The organism is Actinoplanes awajinensis subsp. mycoplanecinus, from assembly GCF_001509495.1.
In the GTDB taxonomy this organism is placed as follows: Bacteria; Actinomycetota; Actinomycetes; order Mycobacteriales; family Micromonosporaceae; genus Actinoplanes; species Actinoplanes palleronii.
Map to the genome: position 1 here is coordinate 1 of NZ_LLZH01000287.1, position 20,105 is coordinate 20,105.

Below are 20,105 nucleotides of genomic sequence, written 5' to 3' on the forward strand. Positions count from 1 at the left end.
GGCCGAGGCGGGCGCGAACCCGGTCCGGGTGGAGGTGCCGGGCCAGCTGACCCTGGAGCGTCTCGCCACGGCCGGCGGCGCCGAGCAGGGCCTGCGGTATTCGCTGTCCGGGATCGGCGACTCGGAGAAACACCACGCGCACATCCCGCTGCGGGAGCGCCCGCCGCACCTGGCCCGGGCCAGCCGGCTGGCGCAGGTCGGCCCGGCCGCCCGTCTGGTGGACACGCTGAACCGGTTCTCGCTGCTGTTCCGCGGCAGCCTGCCCGGTGGCAGCGCGGCGCACTCGTTCCTGCTGCAGCGCGACCACCTGGAGCCGCACCGGCCGGTCTACTACGGCCGGGTGCTGCACGACGACCCGTGGATCGTGTGTCAGTACTGGTTCTTCTACAGCTTCAACAACTGGCGGTCGGCGTTCGGCGGGGTCAACGAGCACGAGGGCGACTGGGAGCAGGTGACGGTCTATCTCGACGGCACCGGGGTGCTCGACCAGGACGGGCTGCCGCCGGCGCGCTGGGTGGTGTATTCGGCGCACGACGAGGTCGGTGACGATCTGCGGCGGCGCTGGGACGACCCGGACCTGACGTTCGCCGAGGACCGGCACCCGGTGGTGTTCGCCGGCGCGGGCTCGCACTCCGGGGCGTACCTGCCCGGCGACTACGTGATCACGGTGAAGCCGCCGAAGCTGCGCGGGCTGGTCACCGCGCTGCGCTGGTCGGCGCGGCTGTTCGCGCCGTGGTCGGCCGAGGACCGGCAGAACGTCGGGATCCCGTACGTCGACTACGCGCGCGGCGACGGCCGGTCGATCGGGCCGGGCCAGGACGAGAGCTGGCAGCCGGTACGGATCGGTGAGGACACCCCGTGGGTGCGGGACTTCCGCGGGTTGTGGGGGCGCGACACCCGCGACCGGCTGGGCGGGGAACGCGGGCCGGCCGGTCCCCGGTACGGCCGGGACGGCGCGGTGCGGCAGTCGTGGGCCGACCCGGTCGGGTGGGCGGGGCTGGCGAAGGTCGTACCGAATCAGGCGGCGGAGCGGCAGCTGGCCGAGATCCGTACCAAACGGAACAATGACCGGCTCGCGGCCCTGGACCGCGAGATCGACAGCATGCGCCACGATCTCGCGGTGGCGGCGGCCGGCCTGTCCGCGGCCGCGCCCGAGGTGCGGTCGCTGGCTGCCGCCGAGCAGAAGCTGCTCGGGCTGCGGATGGAACGCACCCGGCTGGCCGACGAGCAGGCCCGGATGGCCACGGTCTGGCCGGTGGTCGAGGACCCGCACGCGCACCTGCTGCACCGGCGGCTGCCGATGGAGCCGGCCACCGGGTTCCTCGGGCGGGCCCGGTCCTGGTGGGCGGTGCTGAGCACGCCGCTGATCCTGTGGGCGCTCGGCGCGCTGGTGTCGCCGCTGCCGATCGCCGGCAAGCAGACCGCGCTGGTGCTGTTGCTGGTGCTGCTGACCGTGGAGGGGCTGGTGCGCAGCAAGCTGCTCGCGGTGCTGCTGCGGCTGATGCTGGCCGGGATCGCGGCGGGGTTGCTGGTGTTGTTGTGGCACGACGGACGATATGTCGTCAATTTCGCGTTTTTTGCGGCGGCCTTGCTGGTGCTGCTGGTCAACATCAGGGAGTCCTGGCGCCGCTGAAGAAAGGCGCGTGGCGCTGCACGGCGGCTGCCGTCCCACCGCGCGTGGCGCTACACGGCGGCGGTCGCCGCCACCGTGGCCGAGGCCGCCGGGATCACGATCCAGAAGCAGCTGCCCTGGTCCGGGTTCGGGTCCACGCCGATCGCGCCGTGGTGCCGCTCCACGATCCGGTGCACGATGGCCAGCCCCAGCCCGGTCCCCGGGAATCCCTCGCTCCCGCCCGCGCGGGTGAACGCGTCGAAGACCGACTCGCGCTGCTCCTCCGGGATCCCGATGCCGTTGTCGGACACCTCGATGCGCCAGCGGTCACCGGGCTCGGGCCGGCTGCCGATCCGCACGAACGGTGCCCGGCCGGCCGGGGTGTACTTGACCGCGTTGCCGATCAGGTTGTCGAACAGCTGCTGCAGCAGGGTCGGGTCGCCGTCGACCGTCGGCAGCGCGCCGACGATCACGGTGGCCTCCCGGGCGCCCGGTGACTCCTGACGGTCCCGGACCACCTGCTCGACCAGGGCGTGCAGGTCGACCGGCCGGGCCTGCAGCGGCCGGTTGTCGGCGGTGGCGTATTCGAGCAGGTCGTCGAGGAGCACGGTCATCTGCTGCTCGCAGACGTGCACCCGCTCCAGGTATTCGCGGTGGTCCTCCTCCAGGTAGCGGGCGGCCTCCTCGCGCAGGAAGTCGGTGTACCCGGCGATCCGGGCGAGCGGGTTGCGCAGGTCGTGGGCGATCACCCCGGCGAAGCCGACGAGTTCGGCCTCGCGGCGGCGCAGCTGCTGCTCGACCGCCTCGCGGCGGGCGATGTCGGTGCGCAGCGCGGCGGTCGCCACCGCGACCCGGTGCCGGGCCCGGTCCCGGGAGGTGGCGATCGACCCGGTCAGCGCGGTGAGCAGCAGGGTGAGGACGGACCCGACGATCAGGGCGATCACGCTGGGCCGGATGCCGCGGTGGTCGATCAGGCGCATCGTCGGGCTGATCGCCAGCTGCCAGGTGCGCCCGGGCGCGGTGATGGTCAGGGTCCGTGGTGCCAGGGCGGGATCGGCCGCCTCGGCGGGCCGCCACCCGGCGATCGGCGCCGGGCCGGGCGCCTCGGCGTCGGTCAGGTCGACCGCCGCGGTCCGGCCGACGACCTTGCCGACCGCCTCGTGCAGGAACTCGCCGCTGCGCAGGGCGAGCAGCAGCCAGCCGCGGAGGTGCCCGGCGTCCGGCGCGGGCGCGGTGGCCCGGACCGCGGCGGCCAGCACAAAACCGTCCTGCCGCTGGCCGGCCGGCACCTCACGGTCGGTGCGCAGCGGGTAGGCGGCGCTGATCACGACCCGCCGGTCGGTCTGCGCCGCGCGCATCGCCGCGCCGGCCGCCCCCGCGGTCGCCATGTCCTCGCCGAGCGGGATCGGCAGGGTGTCGGCGGAGCGGCCGAGCACGATGAACAGGTGCCGGCCGCCGAGCACGGCGCCGGGCTGCAGGGTCAGGTCGGTGACCCCGCGGTCGCGCCAGAACCGCTGCACCGCCGGGATCTGCGGGTCGGTGGCCGCCACCACGTAGGCGACCCCGGCGACCCCCGGCAGGATCCGCCGGTTGATCGGCGCGGTGATCGCCTGGAACTCGGCGGCCTCCAGCTGTTGCTGGGCGCCGAGAGCGGCGGAGAGGCTGGTCAGGAAGTCGCTGTAGCGGCGGATCCCGTCGGTGACGGCCTGCGCCGCGGAGGCGGCCTGCTGGTCCGCGGCGCGGTCGGCCAGCCGGCGTTCGCCGCCGCGCAGCGCGGTGGCGGCCAGCAGCGTCGCCGCGACGCCGAGCGTCGCGACGAGCACCAGGACGAGCAGCGAACGCCGGGAGACGACCCGGGTCCGCGCGTCGCGGTCGGCCCGCATATCGGGCAGGCCATGCCACCTCACAGCGCGACGCTACGCCCCCGTGCGGGGTCGTCTGCCGCTTTTCGGCCAGGCCGGGCTGCTGGTGCCGATCTCGGCGAGTCCGGGCGGGCGAGGGGCCACCGGGGGACCGCGGCCGGGCGCCGACCGAACGCCGGCCGGGCGCCGACCGAGCACCGGCCGAGCACCGGCCGGGGGCCGGCCGGGCGCCGATCCGTGTCGCACGGGAACGACCGGAGAAGCCAAAACACACAAACCACAGCAGTCCCACGCGACCGCCCCCGTCCGGGTCGCCGATCGGCCTACATTGATGTCGTGACCCCGGACCAGATCCAGGTGCTGCGTCTGCTCTGCGACACCGTCGTTCCCGCCGTCGACGAGCCCGGCGACACCGACGGGTTCTGGGCCCGCCGGGCCACCGACCTCGGCGTCGACCGGGCGGTGCTCGCCGCCCTGGCGCCCGGGCAGCACGACGCGATCGGTGCCCTGCTCGACGTGCTGGCCGGGCAGGGTTTCCGCAGCGCCCCGCCGGTGCGCCGGGAGCAGATCCTGGCCGCGCTGGGGCCGCCCGTGACACCGCTGATCAGCCTGATCCTGCTGCTCACCTACGGCCTCACCGACGCCGGTGGCGGCAACCCGAACTGGGCCCGGCTCGGCTATCCCGGCCCGGCCGGCCCGGTCCCGCCGGCCGACCCGCCCGCGATCACCCCGCTGCGCCCGGAGGGTGACCTCGAGCTGGACGCCGACGTCGTGGTGATCGGCTCCGGCGCGGGCGGTGGCCTGATCGCCGGTCGGCTCGCCGCCGCCGGCGCCCGGGTGGTCGTCCTGGAGGCCGGGCGCTATCACACCGAGGCCGACTTCGATCAGGGTGAGCTGGCCGCGTACCGGCGCTGCTACCGGCGGGGCGGGCCGACACCGACCGCCGACGCGAACGTGACCCTGATGGCCGGCAGCGGCCTCGGCGGCGGCACCGTGATCAACTGGACGAACTGCATCCGGACCACCCCGCGGGTCCGGGGCCAGTGGGCCGGGCACGGCCTGAGCGACATCCCGACCCTGTCCTTCGACCAGCACCTGGACGCCGTCTGGCGGGAGCTGTCGGTGACCGACCACTGCTCGGAGTTCAACCCCGCGCACGAGGCGATGCAGCGCGGTGCCGCGGCGCTGGGCTGGTCGTTCGCCACCGCGTACCGCAACTGGGACGAGAAACGGCACGACCCGGCGCTCGCCGGGCACCTCGGCTTCGGCGACCCGTCCGGCGCGAAACGCTCCACCCTGAAGGTGTACCTGGAACCGGCCGTCACCGAGCACGGCGCGCGGATCGTCGACGGCTGCCGGGCCGAGAGGATCCTGGTCGAGCAGCACCGGGCCGCGGGCGTGGTCGGTCACTGGACCAGTGCGGACGGCGCGCGGCGGGCGACGGTCACGGTCCGCGCGCCGATCGTGGTGCTCGCCGCCGGCGCCCTGGAGTCGCCGGGGGTGCTGCTGCGCTCCGGGATCGGCGGCCCGGCGGCCGGCGACCACCTGCGGCTGCACCCGTGCACGGTCACCCTCGGCGACTACGGCACCGACATGCGGGGCTGGTGGGGGCCGCCGCAGGCCGCGCTGGTCAACGAGTTCGCGGCGGCCGAGGACGGGCACGGCTTCCTGATCGAGAGCGTGCAGTACAGCACCGGGCTGGGCGCCTCGGCGATCCCGTTCAGCACCGGCGCCGGGCACAAGCAGGTGATGGCCGGCTACCGCGGCTACGCGTCGTTCATCGGGCTGGTCCGCGACCGCGGGCACGGGCGGGTCACTCTCGACGCGGCCGGGGAGACGACCGCCTGGTATGCGCTCGACGACGAGCTGGACGTGCGCAACAGCCGGCGTGCGATCGAGGCGCAGATCCGGCTGCACCACGCGGCCGGGGCGCGCGGGGTGCGGGTGCTCGGGCACGGCCTGGCGCCGTGGACGGCGGGGGAGGACCTCGAGGCGTTCATCGCGCGGGCGCGGGAGATCCCGTTGCGGGCCGGCGGGGCGGTGCTGTTCTCCGCGCACCAGATGGGCAGTTGCCGGATGGGCGCCGATCCGGCCACCAGCGTCGCCGACCCGCGCGGCGAGCTGCACGACACGCCCGGGGTGTGGATCGGCGACGGGTCGGCGTTCCCGACCGCGTCCGGCACCAACCCGATGATCACGATCATGGCGTTGGCGTCCCGGACGGCCGCGAACATCTCCGGGTCCGCTCGGGGCTGAGGAGAGCGCTGTTTCGTACGACATGAAGTCTCTGATCAGACGCGGACAGTCGGGTGCAGTGTCAGCAGGTCGGGGCTCGGCGCCGGCCGCCCGTAGTAGTAGCCCTGCAGCAGCCGGTACCCGAGCGCGTAGAGCGCCTCGGCCTGCTCGGCGGTCTCCACCCCCTCGGCCACCGCTGTCAACCCGAGCCCGTCGCTGACCTGGATCAGCGCCTTCGCGATCACGGCGTGCCGGCCGGCCTCGGTGACCCGGTCGACGAACGACTTGTCGACCTTGAGGACGTCGACCGGCACGGTGTGCAGCAGCCCGAGCGAGGAGTGCCCGGTCCCGAAGTCGTCGAGCGCGATCCGGACACCGAGCGCCCGCAACCGGTGCAGCGCGGCGACCGCCTGCCCGCCGCCGAACACCGCGGTCTCGGTCACCTCGACGGTCAGGCAGGTCGGCGGCAGCCCGGTGGTGGTCAGGATCGCGGCGACGGTGTCCGGGAACTGCGGGCGGGCCAGCTGGCGGGCCGACACGTTCACGCTCATCCGGTCCGGGGCGTCCGCGCCGTGCTGGGCGCGCCAGCGGACCATCTGCTCGCAGGCGGCGCGCAGCACCCACGCGCCGAGGTCGACGATCAGGCCGGTCTGCTCGGCGACCGGGATGAACCGGCCCGGCTCGACCAGGCCGCGCTGCGGATGCTGCCAGCGCACCAGCGCCTCGACCGCGACCACCCGGCCCTCGGGCACCGCCACGATCGGCTGGTAGTGCACCCGGAACTGGCCGGCGTGCAGCGCGGCCTGCAGCTCCGCGCCGAGCCGGGCGTTCTCGCCGTCGCGTTCGTCGAGCACCGGCGACCAGTGCCGGTACGGCTCGCCGGTCTTCTTCGCGGCGTGCATCGCCCGTTCGGCGCGGCGCAGCGCCTCCACCGGCTCGGCGGCCTTGGCCAGGCCCACGTGCACCCCGACGAACAGCTCGTGCCCGCCGGCCGGCACCGGGGCGGTGAGCGCCGCGAGGATCCGGTGCGCGACCTGCTCGGCCGGCATGTCACCGGGCACCAGCAGGGCGAACTCGTCGCCGCCGAGCCGGGCCAGGAACCCGCCGTCCGGCACCGCCGCGAGCAGCCGCTCCCCGACGACGGTGAGCACCCGGTCGCCGACCGGCCGGCCGAACTCGTCGTTGATGTCCTTGAACCCGCTGAGCCCGAGGAACACGATCCGGGGCCGCCCGGCACCGGCCGCGTCGGTCAGCACCTGGTCGAAGTGCCGGCGGTTGGGCAGCCCGGTCAGGTCGTCGTGCAGGGCGAGCTGCCGCAGCGCGGCGGACTGGCCCTGGACCTGGCGCATCAGCCCGGTCATCCGCGCGGCGGCCAGCGCGATCAGCACCGCCGAGCTGGCGCCGATCGCGATCCGGTCGAGCACGTCGCCGACCTGCGGGACGAACAGCATCGCCGGGGCGAGCAGCGCGCACCCGGTCGGCAGCACCAGCTGCGCCCAGCCGATGCGCTCCGGGCGGGACCCGGCGGCGGCGGCCGGCGCGGCCATCGACGGGTGCAGCGCGGCAGCGCCCCAGAGCACGTACCCGAGCAGCCACCCGGCGGAGAACATGTCACCGTCGGTGTCGCCGCCGTGCAGGCTCACCACCAGGTAGGCGGCGTCCGTGACCAGCAGCAGGAACGCGGCCGCGCCCAGCATCCGGGTGCTGAGCGTGGTGCCGCCCCGGGTGGTGAGCATCCGGGCGAGCATGACCAGCAGCAGCACGTCGGCCGCCGGGTACGCGATCGCGATGATCCCGGACAGCCCGGACGCGGCCGAGGACGCGGCCACCGGGTGCACCACGAAGATCCACTGGGCGAGTCCCAGGCCGATGCCGGCCATCACCGCGTCGGTCAGCCCGCCGCCGCGCTCCCGGTCCCGCACCAGCAGCCACAGCCCGACCGCGAGCAGCGGATAGCTGCCCAGGTAGAACACGTCGGCGACCGACGGATACGGCTCCTGGTGCAGCACGTAGCGGTAGTACTCCCAGATCAGGTCGCCGGTCACCGAGGCCGCCTGCCCGGCGCTGAGCCAGTACCAGACCCAGGGCCGCTGCGGCCGGTGCACCCGCACACCGAGCAGGATCACCAGCGTGGCGAGCAGCCCGATCGCGTTGTAGAACAGGTTCGCGGCCAGCCCGTCGGCGGGCAGCAGGTAGTAGCCGGCGGTCGCGAGGACCCCCGCCGCCACCCAGACCCGCCACACGTTCGCACGCCGCACCCCCTCACTTTCGGCCGCGGCCTGCCCTGGATGAGCACCCCGCCCCTTGATCACTCGGGGCCGGGGTGGCAGCGTGGGGCGGTGGCGAGTTGGCAGATGCACGGGGTGGCCGCGTTCACGCGGCTCGCCTACCAGCGCAAGTTCCGCACCGAGGAGGCCGGCCGCGCGGTGCTGCGCCGGCCGAAGGGCCGGTCGGCACCACCGCGCGCCCTCACCCGCCGCTTCGACGTCACGGTCTCCGACACCCACGGCTTCCCGGTGTACGAGATCACGTCCCGCGACCCGGGCACCCGCCCGGTCGTGGTGTACCTGCACGGCGGCGCGTACACCAGCGAGATCGTCGGCCAGCACTGGTCGCTGATCGCGCAGATCGCCGCCCGGACCGGCTGCGACGTCCACGTCCCGATCTACGGCCTGGCCCCGCAGCACGACGGCTTGACCGCCCTGGACTTCACCACGAAGCTGGTCACCGCCCTCCCCGGCTCGTGCTACCTGGCCGGCGACTCGGCCGGCGCCGGCCTGGCCCTGCTCACCACCCAGGCCTGCCCGGGTCAGGTGGCCGGGCTGACCCTGCTCGCGCCGTGGCTGGACCTGTCGATGAGCAACCCGGGCATCGCGGCGATCGAACCCCACGACCCGTGGCTGGCCCGCCCCGGCCTGCGCCCGATCGCCGACGCCTGGACCGGTGGCCTCGCCCTGACCGACCCCCGCCTCAGCCCCCTCCACGGCGACCTGTCGAACCTGCCACCCCTGCAGATCCTGGTAGGCACCCGCGACATCACCCTCGCCGACTGCCGCACCCTGCGCGACCGCCTCCCGCCCGGCACCCCGCTCACCTACCACGAGCAGCCCGGCGCCCTGCACGTCTACCCGTTGCTCCCGGTCCCGGAAGCCGTCCCCGCCCGCCGCGCGATCCTCACCCACATCCGCACCACCATGTCCACCTAGACCCCTTTCCGGTACGCCGCGGAGCGCCCGCCCGCAGGCCAAGCCCCGCCCGTGCGGGCGGCGCGAGACCGCTGCCACCCCAGACCGCCGCGCGCCTCCCACCCCCGGCTGGCGCTCAGGGTTGCCTCCGGGGTCGCGAGACACCCCTCAGCGCCAGCCGGGGACCGCGGGGCGCGTTGCGGTCCGGGGTGGGCCGGGGTGTTGCGGGGCCGCACGGGCGGGGCTTGGCCTGTGGCCTGCGGGCGGGCGCTCTTCTTTCGTACCGAAAAGGGGTTATCGGGTGAAAAAAGTGGAGAGGAGGTCGGCGGTGTTGATGTCGTGAGTGGTGCGGCCCATGATCGCGGGAGTGTTGCGCGGACCGGGGACGGTGTGGCCGCCGCCGTGGACGGTGTAGAGGGCGACCGGTGGCCGGCCCGGCTGCTGGTAGGACGTGAGCGAGACCGACGTGGGGCCGGTGCTCGGCAGCGTGGTGCGGACCGGGTCGGCGGTGATGCCGTTGCGGGCGGCGAAGTAGGCCGCGGTGTCCGGCGCGGACCGGCTGCGGCCGCCGACCTTGAACAGGGTGCGCGCCCACCAGCGCATCTCGCCGCCGGCATACGCGACGATCGGGTCCTTCGTGCCGTGGATCAGCAGCATCGGCAGCGGTGACGGCGGCGCGCCGGCGGCCAGGAAGTCGTCCGGGCCGGGCATGGTCGCGGCGATCACCGCGGCGCCGGCGAGCAGCTCCGGGGCCTCGTGGGCCAGGCGCATCACCAGCTGGCCGCCGTTGGAGTAGCCGACCGCGACCACCCGGGCGGTGTCGATCCGGTGGCTGGCGGCCAGCTTGGTGATCACCGCGCGGGTGAAGGCGACGTCGTCGACGTTCGCGGTACGGGCCGGGAACGAGCTCAACCGGCGCGCGTCGTTCCAGTTGCCGCGGTACCCGTCCAGGTAGACCACCACCGCGCCACCGTCGTCGGCCAGCCGGTCGTAGATCCGGCCGGTGAACGCGCGGTGCTTGGCCCCGGTCTGCTTCGAGCCGTGGTAGATCAGCACCAGGTCCCGGCCCGGGGCGCCGTCGGCCGGGCCGAGCACGGTGTACGTCCGGGTCCGGCCGTCTGTCTCGACACTGTCCTGCATCTGCGGTCTCCCGGTGGCACGTTGAAGTGGATGACTCATCCGTTTCAACGTAACATAACCGGATAGCCCATCCGGTTATCCTGGTGACCATGACCACCGCTCCGCTGCGCAAGGACGCTGCCCGCAACTGGCACCGGATCGTCGAGGTCGGCCGCCGGCTCGTCGACGAGGGCACCCCGATCCAGCTCAACGAGGTCGCCCGGATCGCCGTGGTCGGGGTGGCCACCGTCTACCGGCACTTCCCGACCCCGGAGGCGCTGCTCGAGACGGTCGCGGCACCCGGGCTCGCCGCCCTCGCCGGGCACGCCGACCGGGCGTTGGCCGCCGACGACGCGTGGACGGCCTTGCGGGACTTCCTGTTCGCGGCGGTCGACGCCCAGGTCGGCGACCCGGCGCTGTCACCGGTGTTCGCCGCGCCGGGTGACGCACTGCCCGGGACGACCGCGGTGAAACAGCGGCTGACCGCCGCGTTCGGGGAGCTGCTGGGGCGCGCGCACACGAGCGGCGCCGCCGATCCCGGCGTGACCACGGCCGACATGGTGCCGCTGATGTGCGGGGTGATGTTCGCGGCGCAGGTGCACCCGGCCGCGGACGGCGAGGAGCGCGCGGCGACCGCCCGGCGCTACCTCACCGTCCTGCTGGAGGGCCTGAGAACCCGTTAGCGGGCGTGCGCCAGCGCCCCCTCCGGGCCGATGTCGACTGCGCCGGCCGTGCGGCAGCGCCTTCAGCACGGCGCGCAGTTGGCCCGGGATGACCGTGCGATGGGACGTGAACGGCCGCCGCGCCTCGTCGTGTCGGCCGGCGGTGTTCGCGACCGCCGCGCGGGCTGCTCATCGCGTACCCAAAAGATCTTGATGGTTTGCGGGTCTCACGGCGTGCGGCGCCGGCGGTGGCCTTCGGTCCGGCGCCGGGCCGGGGAGACCGCGCGGCGCCGCGACCTGGACAGCGCCGGTGACCTGACCCGCGGGAGGCGGCCCGCGACGGCCTGACCAACCCGGAGATCGGCGAACGGCTGGTCCTCGGCGCCGTCGGATACCACCTGCGCAAGGTGTTGCGCAAGCTCGGCATCGATCCGCGCCGCCAGCTCGGCCGGGTGCTCTGAACTGTTAACTTTTAAATCCACTGTGGCGGATAAGATGCCGGTGTGGCGGATGCTGACGTTCAGAACTCGTTGAAACAGGTCAGTGCGGCAGCCCAGCAGTACGGCGTCACCGACGCCGACGTCGAGCGGTGGCGGGCCTCGATCGCCGAGCGCCCACCGTGGGCGCAGCGTGCGCACATCTCGGCGATGATCGCCCAGCGCCTGGTGATGACCGCGCTCGAGCACCGCCAGGAGTGCGACCGGGAGAGTTGCCGCACCTGCGCCGGGATCCGGGAGATGCTGATCATCGCGCTCGCCGGGGTCCGCACCGTCGTCGACGACCGCCTCGACGAGCTCTACCGCCGACCGGCCCGCTGGCCCTGGCGGCGGCGCAGCATCTGACGCCGACCTTGCGGGGCGGAGCCGTCGAGGTATTTACTGACGTCGATCTTTTGGATTGTCGTCACCACTCCCATGGAGCGCCGGCCCGGATGCCCGTCACCACGTTCGGATACCAGCAGCAGTTGCGTCGTGAGCTGCGCATACGTGACCTGATCGCCTACGGCCTGATCTTCATGGTGGTGATCGCGCCGTTCGGCATCTTCGGCAGCGTCTACCAGGCCAGCGCCGGCATGATCGCGCTCGCCTACGTCGTCGGCGCCGCCACCATGATCCTCACCGCCTCCTCGTACGGCGTGATGGTCGAGAAGTACCCGGTCGCCGGGTCGGTCTACGGCTACGCCGGACGGGCCATCGCTCCGGCCGTCGGATTTCTGACCGGCTGGGCCATCCTGCTCGACTACGTGTGCATCCCGCTGCTGCTGTCCCTGGTCGCCGGCGCGAGCATGAACTCGATCGTGCCGGGCGTGCCGATCGCGGCCTGGGTGATCATCTTCGTGGTCGCGAACACCGTGATCAACGTGTTCGGGATCAGGACCACCAAGCTGCTCAACTGGCTGTTCCTCGCCGCCGAGCTGGTCGTCCTGCTGATCTTCCTGGGCTTCGGCCTGGCGGCGATCGCCGACGGGAAGGGTCACGGCTTCAGCCTCGACCCGTTCTACAACGGCACCACCTTCAGCTGGTCGCTGATCCTCGGCGCGGTCTCCATCGGCATGCTGTCCTACCTGGGCTTCGACGCGCTCGGGCTGCTCGCCGAGGACGCCGCCGACGGGGCCCGCACGGTCCGCCGGGCGATGTACGCCTCGCTGCTCCTGGTGGCCGCCCTGTTCATCGCGCAGACCTGGGTCGCGGCGTTGCTGGTGCCGGACCCGGCCGGGCTGATCGCGAACGGCGACCCGGCCGGCTCGGCCTTCTACGACGCCGCCGAGGTGGCCGGCGGGCCCTGGCTCGGCACGCTGACCGCGCTGGCCACCGCGCTGGCCTGGGGCGTGGCCAACAACATGGTCGCCCAGGTGGCCACCAGCCGGCTGCTGATGGCGATGGCCCGCGACCGGCAGCTGCCCGCGTTCCTCGCCCGGGTGTCGGTGTCCCGCTCGGTGCCGACCAACGCGATCCTGGCCACCGCGGTCATCTCGCTCGGCATCGGCGTCTGGATGGCCGGCCGTGACGACGGCATCACGCTGATGAGCGCCATGGTCAACTTCGGGGCGATGATCGCGTTCATCGTGCTGCACGTCTGCGTGATCTGGGACTGGGTCAAGAACGGCCGCCAGGGCGGCGTGCTGCGTAACGTGGTCATCCCGGTGCTCGGCGCCGGGGTGCTGATCGCGGTGATCCTGCACGCCCAGCTGCTGGCCCAGAAGGTCGGCCTGATCTGGCTCGGGATCGGCGCCCTCGTACTGATCTTCCTGCTCGCCACCGGGCGCCGGCCGGCCCTGCCGGAGGTTCCGGCCGGCGACGACGACACTCCGACGAACCGGGCGGTGACGGAACATGTCTGACTTCGACGCGGAACCGGGTCACTACGGCTACACGTTCGGCGGCCGGGAGGCGATCGGCGAGGTCAAGCCGGGCATCCCGATCACGCTGCGCACGCTGGACTGCTTCGGCGGCAAGGTGCGCACCGTGGACGACCTGCCCAGCCGGGTGTGCGAGTTCCCGTACCTGAACCCGGTCACCGGGCCGCTGCACGTGCAGGGGGCACAGCCGGGGGACACCCTGGCCGTGCACGTGGTGTCGCTGACCCCGTCCGCGCCGGTCGGGATCTCCTCGACGTTTCCGCACTTCGGGGCGCTCACGTCGACCGGTCTCACCCGTACCCTGCAAGCTCCTCTCGAGGAGCGGGTCTGGCTCTACGACATCGACCTGGACCGGCAGACGGTTCGCTACCAGGCCCGCAACAGTGCCTACGCGGTGGACCTGCCGCTGGCGCCGATGCTCGGCACGGTCGGGGTGGCGCCGGTCGCCGGCGAGGTCCGCCAGACCATCGTCCCGGACGTGCACGGTGGCAACCTGGACACCCCGCTGCTCGGCCCGGGCGCCACGCTCTACCTCGGGGTGAACGTGCCCGGCGCGCTGCTCGCGCTCGGCGACGGGCACGCCCGGCAGGGCGACGGCGAGGTCTGCGGGGTCGCGGTCGAGGTGGCCATGGACGTGACCATCGTGGTCGAGGTGATCTCCGGGGTCCCGACCGGCACGCCACGGCTGGAGACCGACACGCAGCTGGTGTCGCTGGGCGCGGCGCGGCCGCTCGAGGACGCGTTCCGGATCAGTCAAGAAGATTTGGTACGCCACGTGGCGCAGCTGACCGGGCTGGACCTGCTCGACGCGTACCAGCTGGTCTCGCAGACCACGCACGCCCGGGCCGGCAACGTCGTCGACCCGCAGTACGTGATGAGCGGGGCCATCGACAAGCGCTACCTCAACGGCGCGGTGGCGTACGGCGGCGTCCACGACCGGCTGATCACTCTGGGTCAGGCAAGCCTCAGCGGATAGCGGTGCGGGAGGGCGGCCACGTCCAGATAAAAATCATTTATCGTACGGACGACCGCCTCGAACGACGGCAGATCGAGCGGTTTGGTGACCACCGCGCTGGCGTGCTCGGCATAACTGGCCTGAATCTCCTCCGCCGCGTTGGAGGTGGTCAGCACCACGACCGGGATCGAGCACAGATCGGCGTCGCCCTTCAGTTCGGCCAGCACCTCGTGGCCGTTCATCCGCGGCATGTTCAGGTCGAGCAGCACCAGGTCGGGCCGGCGCGCCTGCTCGTAGTAGCCACGCCGGCGCAGGAAGTCGACAGCCTGCCGCCCGTCGGCGACCCGGGAGGTGACCGGCGGGACGAGAGCGGTCTCGAGAGCCTCCTCGATCAGCAGGACGTCAGCCTCGTCGTCGTCGACGATGAGCATATGCAGGGGTCGAGGGCCTACCACGGCCGCTGTAGTACCCAGCCCTGGCCGCTTCTCACCTGTTGTCGGTGCTCGTCGGCCTTCTATCGGGTGCTCGCCGGCCTTTATCGGTGCTCGCCGGCCTTCAGCATCTCGACGGTCTTGGTGATTCGCTGGGCCCGGGTCGCGTCGCGCTTCGCCTCGGCGATCCAGCGGACGAACTCCTTGCGGTGCGAATAAGCCAGTTTTTCGTACGCGGCGGCCGCCTCCGGGTCGCCGGCCAGCGCGGACGCGAGCTCGGCCGGAGTCTCCACGGTCCGCTCGCCGGACTCGGCGGAGATCTCCACCGGGTAGGTCGTGCCGATCTCCACCCCGGCCTGGGTTCGTGCCGCCTTGGCCAGCCCGATGAGGTTCTCCCCACCCATCCGGGCCAGCCGCAGCGGCAGCGTCACCCCGTTCACGGTGACCTGCACCGGGAACGCCTTACGTCCGTCGCCGACGGCGGCGACCTGCTCGTCGGAGAGCACGAAGGCACCCGCGGGCCCGCGCGATTCCAGGGTCAGGCTCAGCTTCACAATCTCTGCCACGCTGCCACGCTAGTCAGTTCCCACCACGCCCGCTGCCGGTCTCCACCCGTCCGGTCCCGGGTCGTCCCGGCGCCGGGCACACGGTCGCGGTCCTGCTCGCCGCTCACTCATGGGCCGCAACCGGCGCCCGGCCGCAGGCGTGGTCGGTGTTCAGTCGCAGTCGGTGTTCAGCCGCGGTCACGGTCGGTGTTCAGTCGCGGTCGTGGTCGGTCGAGAACGCCTTGGTCATGACAGCCGCGACGGCGACGCCGACGACCGCGATGCCGACCTGCACCCCGACGACGGCCCAGTCGAACGTGCGACCGGTCACCGTGAAGAGCTTGTCACTGTGCAGGTTCCACCGATCGGCGGCCCAGGTCCCGGCGACCGCCGCGCCCATACCGATCAACACGGTCGGGATCAGCCCGATGCTCTGCCGCCCCGGCAGCACGATCCGTGCCACCACTCCGATGATCGCCCCGAACACGATCGCCACCAGATAATCCTGAGCGTCCACTACGTCCTCCCGATGTCGCCTCTTGACCATGCCCATGGTGACGCCCGAGTCAAACGTGATCCACCAGCGGCCACGGCCTCGCCCCGAACCGCCTTCAGCGCCAGCCGACGGATCCGGCGTTGGATGACCAACCTTCGTGAACGCACGCCGCCCGCCCCCCGGCCGATCGCGGACCCGCACCGCCCCACCACATCACTCCCCGCCCCGGCTGGCACGCCCGCACCCGAACTGACCATGCCGCCGGCGTGTACACCCCGACGAGCATCAGCCGAGGGGAGAAGAAGCGTCATGATCGATCAGCTGCAAGTCGACCCGGCCCTGCTGGAATCCATCGCCGACCGCCTCCGCCGCGCCGGCGCCGCGCTCGGCGGGATCGGCGAGCCGCCCCCGCTGGACGCCGGCGAGGCCGCCGCGGCAACCGCCGAGCTGCTCGCCACGATCGCGGCGAGCACCGCCAACCTGGCCGGTGGCCTGCAGACCGCCGCGGGCCGGGTCGCCGACGCGGGCCTGCTCTACCAGGCGGAGGACCGCGCCGCCGCCCTGAAGATCAGCGGGGCGCCGTGATGCCGATCGACACCCGCCTGGACGGCGACCCGGGAACGATCTACGCCACCTCGCAGTGGCTGCGCGCCAACCTGGCGGCGGAGGTCTCGGCCGGCGCGACCGCGCTGCACACGGTCGGCGCCGACGCCGCGGACCGCTGGCACGGCGCGGCCGGCCGCGCGTTCCGGACCCGGATGTCCGACGCCGGGGTCAAGGCCGACGTCCTGCACGACGAGATCTTTCGTACGGCCGGAGCCCTGAAACGCTACGCCGACGGCCTGTCCTCGGCGCAGAGCCGGATGGCCCGCGCGCGCGAGATCGCCGCCGAGGCCGGCCTGCCGGTCGATGGTCAGCTCATCCTCGAGCCGGGCGCCGCGCCCACGGTCCCCGGTTTGCCCGCGGCCGCGACCCCGGCGATGGTCGCGGCCCGCAACTCCGCGACGGTGGCCCTGGCCGCGCACCAGCGCCAGGTGGCTGCCTATCAAGAGGCCGATGCCGAGGTACGCCGTGCCCGCGCCGAAATGGACGAGAACCGCCGCGCCATCGAGCAGCGAGTCACCGACTCCCGCCGCCAGCCGATCATCCAGCCCGCCGACCTCGCCGCCGGAGCCGGCCTCGGCCAGTCAGCAGCCGGCGTGGCAGTCGGCGCGGCAGCCGGTGCCATCGCCGGCGCCGCAGCAAACGGCAGCGCCTCCCGCCTCTCGCCGAACAGCGTCTCCATCGGCGCGGCAGTCGGCGCCGCCGCCGCCCAGTCCGCCGCGGGCCTCACCGGCAACGCCTCCACCCCGCCCCCGGCCAGCAGCGGCTCTCTCGGCGCGGCAGTCGGCGCAACCGCCACCGCAGTCGCCGGCGGCCTGGCCGGCAGCGCGGGTCTCGGCGCGAGCGTCGGCGCGGCCGCTTCCACAGTCGCCGGTGGTCTTGCCGGCAACGCCTCGGTCGGCGCCGGTGTCGGTGCCGGCGCCGCTGCTGTAAGCGGCGCCCTGGCTGGCAACACCGCGACCGGCGATGGCGTCGGCGCCGGAGCAGCCGCTGCCGCCGCCGGCCTGAGCGAGAACAACGCACCGAGCGAAGACAGCAGCCTCACCCCAGCCCCGAACCCTGCCCAGCCGACCCCCGACACCGGCGAGACGAGCAAGGGCAGCGAAGCCGCCGCCGGCCAACCGGCACCCGAGAACGGCAGCAAGCCCGCCCCGGAGAGCAGCGAAATCAGCAAGAACGGCGACTCCGCCACGAACGACTCGAAGCCCGCGCCGGACAACGCCAGAGAATCGGGGAGCAAGAGCGGCGATGCCGCGATCAGCGAGGCCAAGCCCGCGCCCAGCAATGAACCAGCGAACAAGAGCGGCACCGCCGCCGCCGAACTCACGCCGAACGATGGCGAGAACGCCGCCATTCACCCCCGCAACGCAAGGTGACCACGCCCGCACCGGGAACCACCCGGTGCGGGCCTCAAGGCTCCATCGGCGAACCAGGAAGCCCGGCCTCGACCCGCCACGGACCCGCCGCCGCCGGACCGGTCCGCGCCAGCTGCGAGATCGCCCGCACCGCCGCCCGGAACCCGCGCACCAGCTCCCGCCCGTTCACCGCCTGCCACTCGTCGTCCCGGACCGAGTGCACCCCGTGAAACGTCTGGCACAGGCACATCACGTCCGCGAAGGCCCACACCGTGAGCAGCGGCGCCGCACCGCCCCAGGAGATCACCACGCCGAGTTCGATCGAGTCGTCCGGTTCGGTGAAGCTGACGTCGATGCTGATCAGCGGCTGGTCGCTGTTGCTCTCCGCGGTGGCTGGCGGCGCGACGTGGTCCGGGAACCAGTGGCAGGCACCGCGTCCGTCGAGTTCGGACCCGATCCGCGCCAGGTCGCCGAGCACCGCGTGGTACTCGCCGGGCAGCACCTCGGCCAGCGGAATGTCGGCGAATGACGCTACCCGCACCAGGCCCATCACCCCATCGTCGGTCACTGCGGCAACCCGGCCCGGCGCAGCACCCGCAGCAGGTACTCCTTCCGGTCCCGCGGGTCGGGCCCGGTCCGCTGCCGCACTGGCGCCGGACCTCGTACCGGAGCGTGATGGTCGAACGCGCTCTCCAGCACCCCTTCACCGCGGGTCAGCGCAGGCAGCCGCCGTTGCAGCGCGTGCACCTGAGCGGCCGGGATCTCCCCGCTGACCACTGAGGGTGATGTCGCCAGCGGTACCGCCCCCAGCCGCCCGAGCAGCGGCAGCACGGCCGGCACGGTGTCCGGGGGCATCTCGGCCCGGAATGCGTGGATCGGCTCCAGCACCACGGTCCCGGCCCGGCGGACCGCGGCCATCAGCACCAGCGGCGTCAGACTGCGGAAATCTCCGGCGGTGCTCGACATGCTCTTGTCGAAGACCGCGTGCGCATGCGACTGCCGCGCCGAATACCCGGAATGCGTCATCACCACCGCGCAGTCCGGCACCGGCCAGCCGTGCAAGCCCTGCCGCAGGGTCTCGTACACGGTCTGCTCCACGGCCGCGAAGAACGCCGGTGGCATCGATCCAGGCTCCACCTCGAGACCGAAACTGACACCTGCTCCCACGGGTGCCGGTGCCACCCGCAGACCGATCGTCGCGAGGAACGGGTTCGGGTCGACCTTGTTGAACTCGACCGCCGCGCCGACTCCGCAGAGCCGTTCCACGTGCAGTGTGGTGGTCTCCCGGAACGTCACGGCGAGCCCGTACTGCTCCGCGAGCGTCGCCTCGACGACCTCCTTCTGCACCTCGCCGTAGAGCGACACGTACACCTCTTGCCGCTCGTCATCCTGGCGCAGATTGATCAGCGGGTCCTGCTCCGCGAGCTCGGCGAGCGCCGCGTGCAATGCTCCGCGCTCCGCGCGTCGGGACGCGATCACCGCCGTCTCCAGGCTGGGCGGCGCGAAGGACGACCGCTTCGTTTCCTCCGGCACGGCGGGGGAGTCCGGCGAGGCGTTTTTTGATCGTACGATCAAAGCGTCACCGACCCGAGCGGACCCGAGCCCGCGCACCTTGCCGATCTGACCCGCGGTGATCGCGTCGCAGGCGCGGGCGGCACCGTTCGCGAACACCTCGATCCCGGTCACCCGGTCCGGCCCCGCGACGTCGCGCACGTGCAGCGAACCGCGGAACATCCGCAGGTAGGCGAGCTTCTCCCCGGCCGGCCCGCGCTCCACTTTGAAGATCGTCCCGGCGGGCGGCACCGCGGCCCGAACCGGCGCCGGCGGCAGCAGCCGGACGATCCCGTCCACAAGATCATCGATGCCGGCCCCGGTGATCGCCGACCCGAAGTAGACCGGATGCACCCGCTCGCGCACCCGGATCGGCGGCGCCGGCCGGTCCTCCACGAACGCGGCGAGCACCTCGTCGTCGTGCTCGGCCAGCCGCAACAGATCCGCGGCACTGCGGACTCTCGCGTCGCGGGTGCCGAGACCGTCCACCCGGCTCATCGGCACGATCGCCGGACTGATCCGGGCCGCGATCTCGTCGAGCAGCGTGCCGAACCGGGCCCCGCCACGATCCACCTTGTTCACGAAGATCAACGTGGGGATGCGCAGCCGGTGCAGCGTGCGGGCGATCACCCGGGTCTGCGCCTGCACGCCCTCGACCGCCGAGACGACCAGGATCGCCCCGTCGAGAACGGCAAGCGCCCGTTCCACCTCGGCGATGAAGTCGGGATGCCCGGGGGTGTCGATCAGGTTGACGGTCCGCTCGCCCAGCCGGAACGACACGACCGCGGACTTGATGGTGATCCCACGACGCCGTTCCAATTCCAGGGTGTCGGTCTGCGTGCTGCCGTGATCGACGCTGCCGATCTCGTCGATGACACCGGCGGTGTGCAGCAGCCGCTCGGTGAGGCTGGTCTTACCGGCGTCTACGTGCGCCAGAATGCCGAGATTGAGAATGCTCAAGCGTCATGTCCTCAGAAGTGGGCCGAATACCTTCCACGAATGACATGAACGCAGCTCGCATCGCCGTTCTCTTTCCTCTCGGAACCCTGACCCGCCCACCCCATCAGCCCGCCCCGCCCCCGGCAACCGAATAACGAGCGTGTGAAGTTGAGGTGCGCTACGCACCGAAAAACCC

The 20,105-nt window shown here is 72.8% G+C and carries 17 protein-coding genes; 9 read left to right on the plus strand and 8 right to left on the minus strand.

All coding sequences use genetic code 11. From position 1 onward, the window contains the following. Positions 1–1,633, plus strand: a 1,633-nt coding sequence (locus tag ADL15_RS54550; protein ID WP_067698754.1) for a hypothetical protein, incomplete at its 5' end; no start/stop codon positions are given. 50 nt (positions 1,634–1,683) lie between these two features. Here ADL15_RS54550 and ADL15_RS31470 read toward each other — a convergent pair. Next, positions 1,684–3,519, minus strand: a complete 1,836-nt coding sequence (locus ADL15_RS31470) for a sensor histidine kinase (protein ID WP_157441716.1) — start codon at positions 3,517–3,519, stop codon at positions 1,684–1,686. Positions 3,520–3,810: 291 nt separating this feature from the next. Here ADL15_RS31470 and ADL15_RS31475 point away from each other — a divergent pair, with 291 nt between their 5' ends. Continuing rightward, a complete protein-coding gene (locus ADL15_RS31475) occupies positions 3,811–5,730 on the plus strand; it encodes an FAD-dependent oxidoreductase (RefSeq protein ID WP_198171095.1) in 1,920 nt (639 codons plus the stop codon). 35 nt (positions 5,731–5,765) lie between these two features. Here the strand turns inward: ADL15_RS31475 and ADL15_RS31480 are convergent, their stop codons facing one another. Then, positions 5,766–7,967: a putative bifunctional diguanylate cyclase/phosphodiesterase gene (locus ADL15_RS31480; RefSeq protein ID WP_067698758.1), complete on the minus strand. Its 2,202-nt coding sequence runs from the start codon at positions 7,965–7,967 to the stop codon at positions 5,766–5,768. An 81-nt stretch (positions 7,968–8,048) separates the two neighbouring features. Between ADL15_RS31480 and ADL15_RS31485 the strand changes: the two genes are divergently transcribed. Continuing rightward, positions 8,049–8,915 carry an alpha/beta hydrolase fold domain-containing protein gene (locus ADL15_RS31485; RefSeq protein ID WP_067698760.1) on the plus strand — a complete coding sequence of 289 codons (867 nt, stop codon included), beginning with the start codon at positions 8,049–8,051 and terminating at the stop codon, positions 8,913–8,915. A 273-nt stretch (positions 8,916–9,188) separates the two neighbouring features. Here the strand turns inward: ADL15_RS31485 and ADL15_RS31490 are convergent, their stop codons facing one another. After that, on the minus strand, positions 9,189–10,034 hold the full coding sequence (locus ADL15_RS31490) for an alpha/beta hydrolase family esterase (protein WP_067698762.1): 846 nt from the start codon (positions 10,032–10,034) through the stop codon (positions 9,189–9,191). An 89-nt stretch (positions 10,035–10,123) separates the two neighbouring features. Between ADL15_RS31490 and ADL15_RS31495 the strand changes: the two genes are divergently transcribed. The 4 genes from ADL15_RS31495 (at position 10,124) to ADL15_RS31510 (ending at position 14,010) form a co-directional block, all read left to right on the plus strand. Next, the gene (locus tag ADL15_RS31495; RefSeq protein WP_067698812.1) at positions 10,124–10,696 is read left to right on the plus strand and encodes a TetR/AcrR family transcriptional regulator; all 573 of its coding nucleotides are present in this window, start codon (positions 10,124–10,126) and stop codon (positions 10,694–10,696) included. A gap of 482 nt (positions 10,697–11,178) precedes the next feature. Next, a complete protein-coding gene (locus ADL15_RS31500) occupies positions 11,179–11,517 on the plus strand; it encodes a hypothetical protein (RefSeq protein WP_067698764.1) in 339 nt (112 codons plus the stop codon). A gap of 89 nt (positions 11,518–11,606) precedes the next feature. Next, entirely contained in the window at positions 11,607–13,016 is a 1,410-nt protein-coding gene (locus ADL15_RS31505; protein ID WP_067698766.1) for an APC family permease, read from the plus strand. Continuing rightward, positions 13,009–14,010 (plus strand): acetamidase/formamidase family protein, encoded by a 1,002-nt coding sequence (locus tag ADL15_RS31510; RefSeq protein WP_067698768.1) that lies wholly within the window; start codon positions 13,009–13,011, stop codon positions 14,008–14,010. Before ADL15_RS31505 ends, ADL15_RS31510 begins: the two co-directional genes overlap by 8 nt. On the opposite strand, the gene ADL15_RS31515 is transcribed toward ADL15_RS31510, so the two are convergent. From ADL15_RS31515 to ADL15_RS31525, 3 genes are all read right to left on the minus strand, one after another. Next, the gene (locus tag ADL15_RS31515; protein WP_157441717.1) at positions 13,989–14,420 is read right to left on the minus strand and encodes a response regulator; all 432 of its coding nucleotides are present in this window, start codon (positions 14,418–14,420) and stop codon (positions 13,989–13,991) included. The two genes, ADL15_RS31510 and ADL15_RS31515, sit on opposite strands and share 22 nt — an antisense overlap. 104 nt (positions 14,421–14,524) lie before the next feature. Beyond that, positions 14,525–14,986, minus strand: a complete 462-nt coding sequence (locus ADL15_RS31520) for a YdeI/OmpD-associated family protein (RefSeq protein ID WP_067698772.1) — start codon at positions 14,984–14,986, stop codon at positions 14,525–14,527. Positions 14,987–15,176: 190 nt separating this feature from the next. Next, positions 15,177–15,482 carry a GlsB/YeaQ/YmgE family stress response membrane protein gene (locus ADL15_RS31525; protein ID WP_083971983.1) on the minus strand — a complete coding sequence of 102 codons (306 nt, stop codon included), beginning with the start codon at positions 15,480–15,482 and terminating at the stop codon, positions 15,177–15,179. Positions 15,483–15,770: 288 nt separating this feature from the next. On the opposite strand from ADL15_RS31525, the gene ADL15_RS31530 reads away from it, so the two are divergent. Continuing rightward, entirely contained in the window at positions 15,771–16,046 is a 276-nt protein-coding gene (locus ADL15_RS31530; protein ID WP_067698776.1) for a hypothetical protein, read from the plus strand. Further along, positions 16,046–17,440, plus strand: coding sequence for a hypothetical protein (locus tag ADL15_RS31535; protein ID WP_067698777.1), 1,395 nt, complete (start codon positions 16,046–16,048; stop codon positions 17,438–17,440). The genes ADL15_RS31530 and ADL15_RS31535 overlap by 1 nt, the downstream gene beginning before the upstream one ends. 34 nt (positions 17,441–17,474) lie before the next feature. Here ADL15_RS31535 and ADL15_RS31540 read toward each other — a convergent pair whose 3' ends face one another. After that, positions 17,475–17,987 (minus strand): hypothetical protein, encoded by a 513-nt coding sequence (locus tag ADL15_RS31540; RefSeq protein ID WP_157441718.1) that lies wholly within the window; start codon positions 17,985–17,987, stop codon positions 17,475–17,477. Continuing rightward, entirely contained in the window at positions 17,984–19,930 is a 1,947-nt protein-coding gene (locus ADL15_RS31545) for an elongation factor G (RefSeq protein ID WP_067698781.1), read from the minus strand. Before ADL15_RS31545 ends, ADL15_RS31540 begins: the two co-directional genes overlap by 4 nt. Positions 19,931–20,105: the final 175 nt, after the last annotated feature.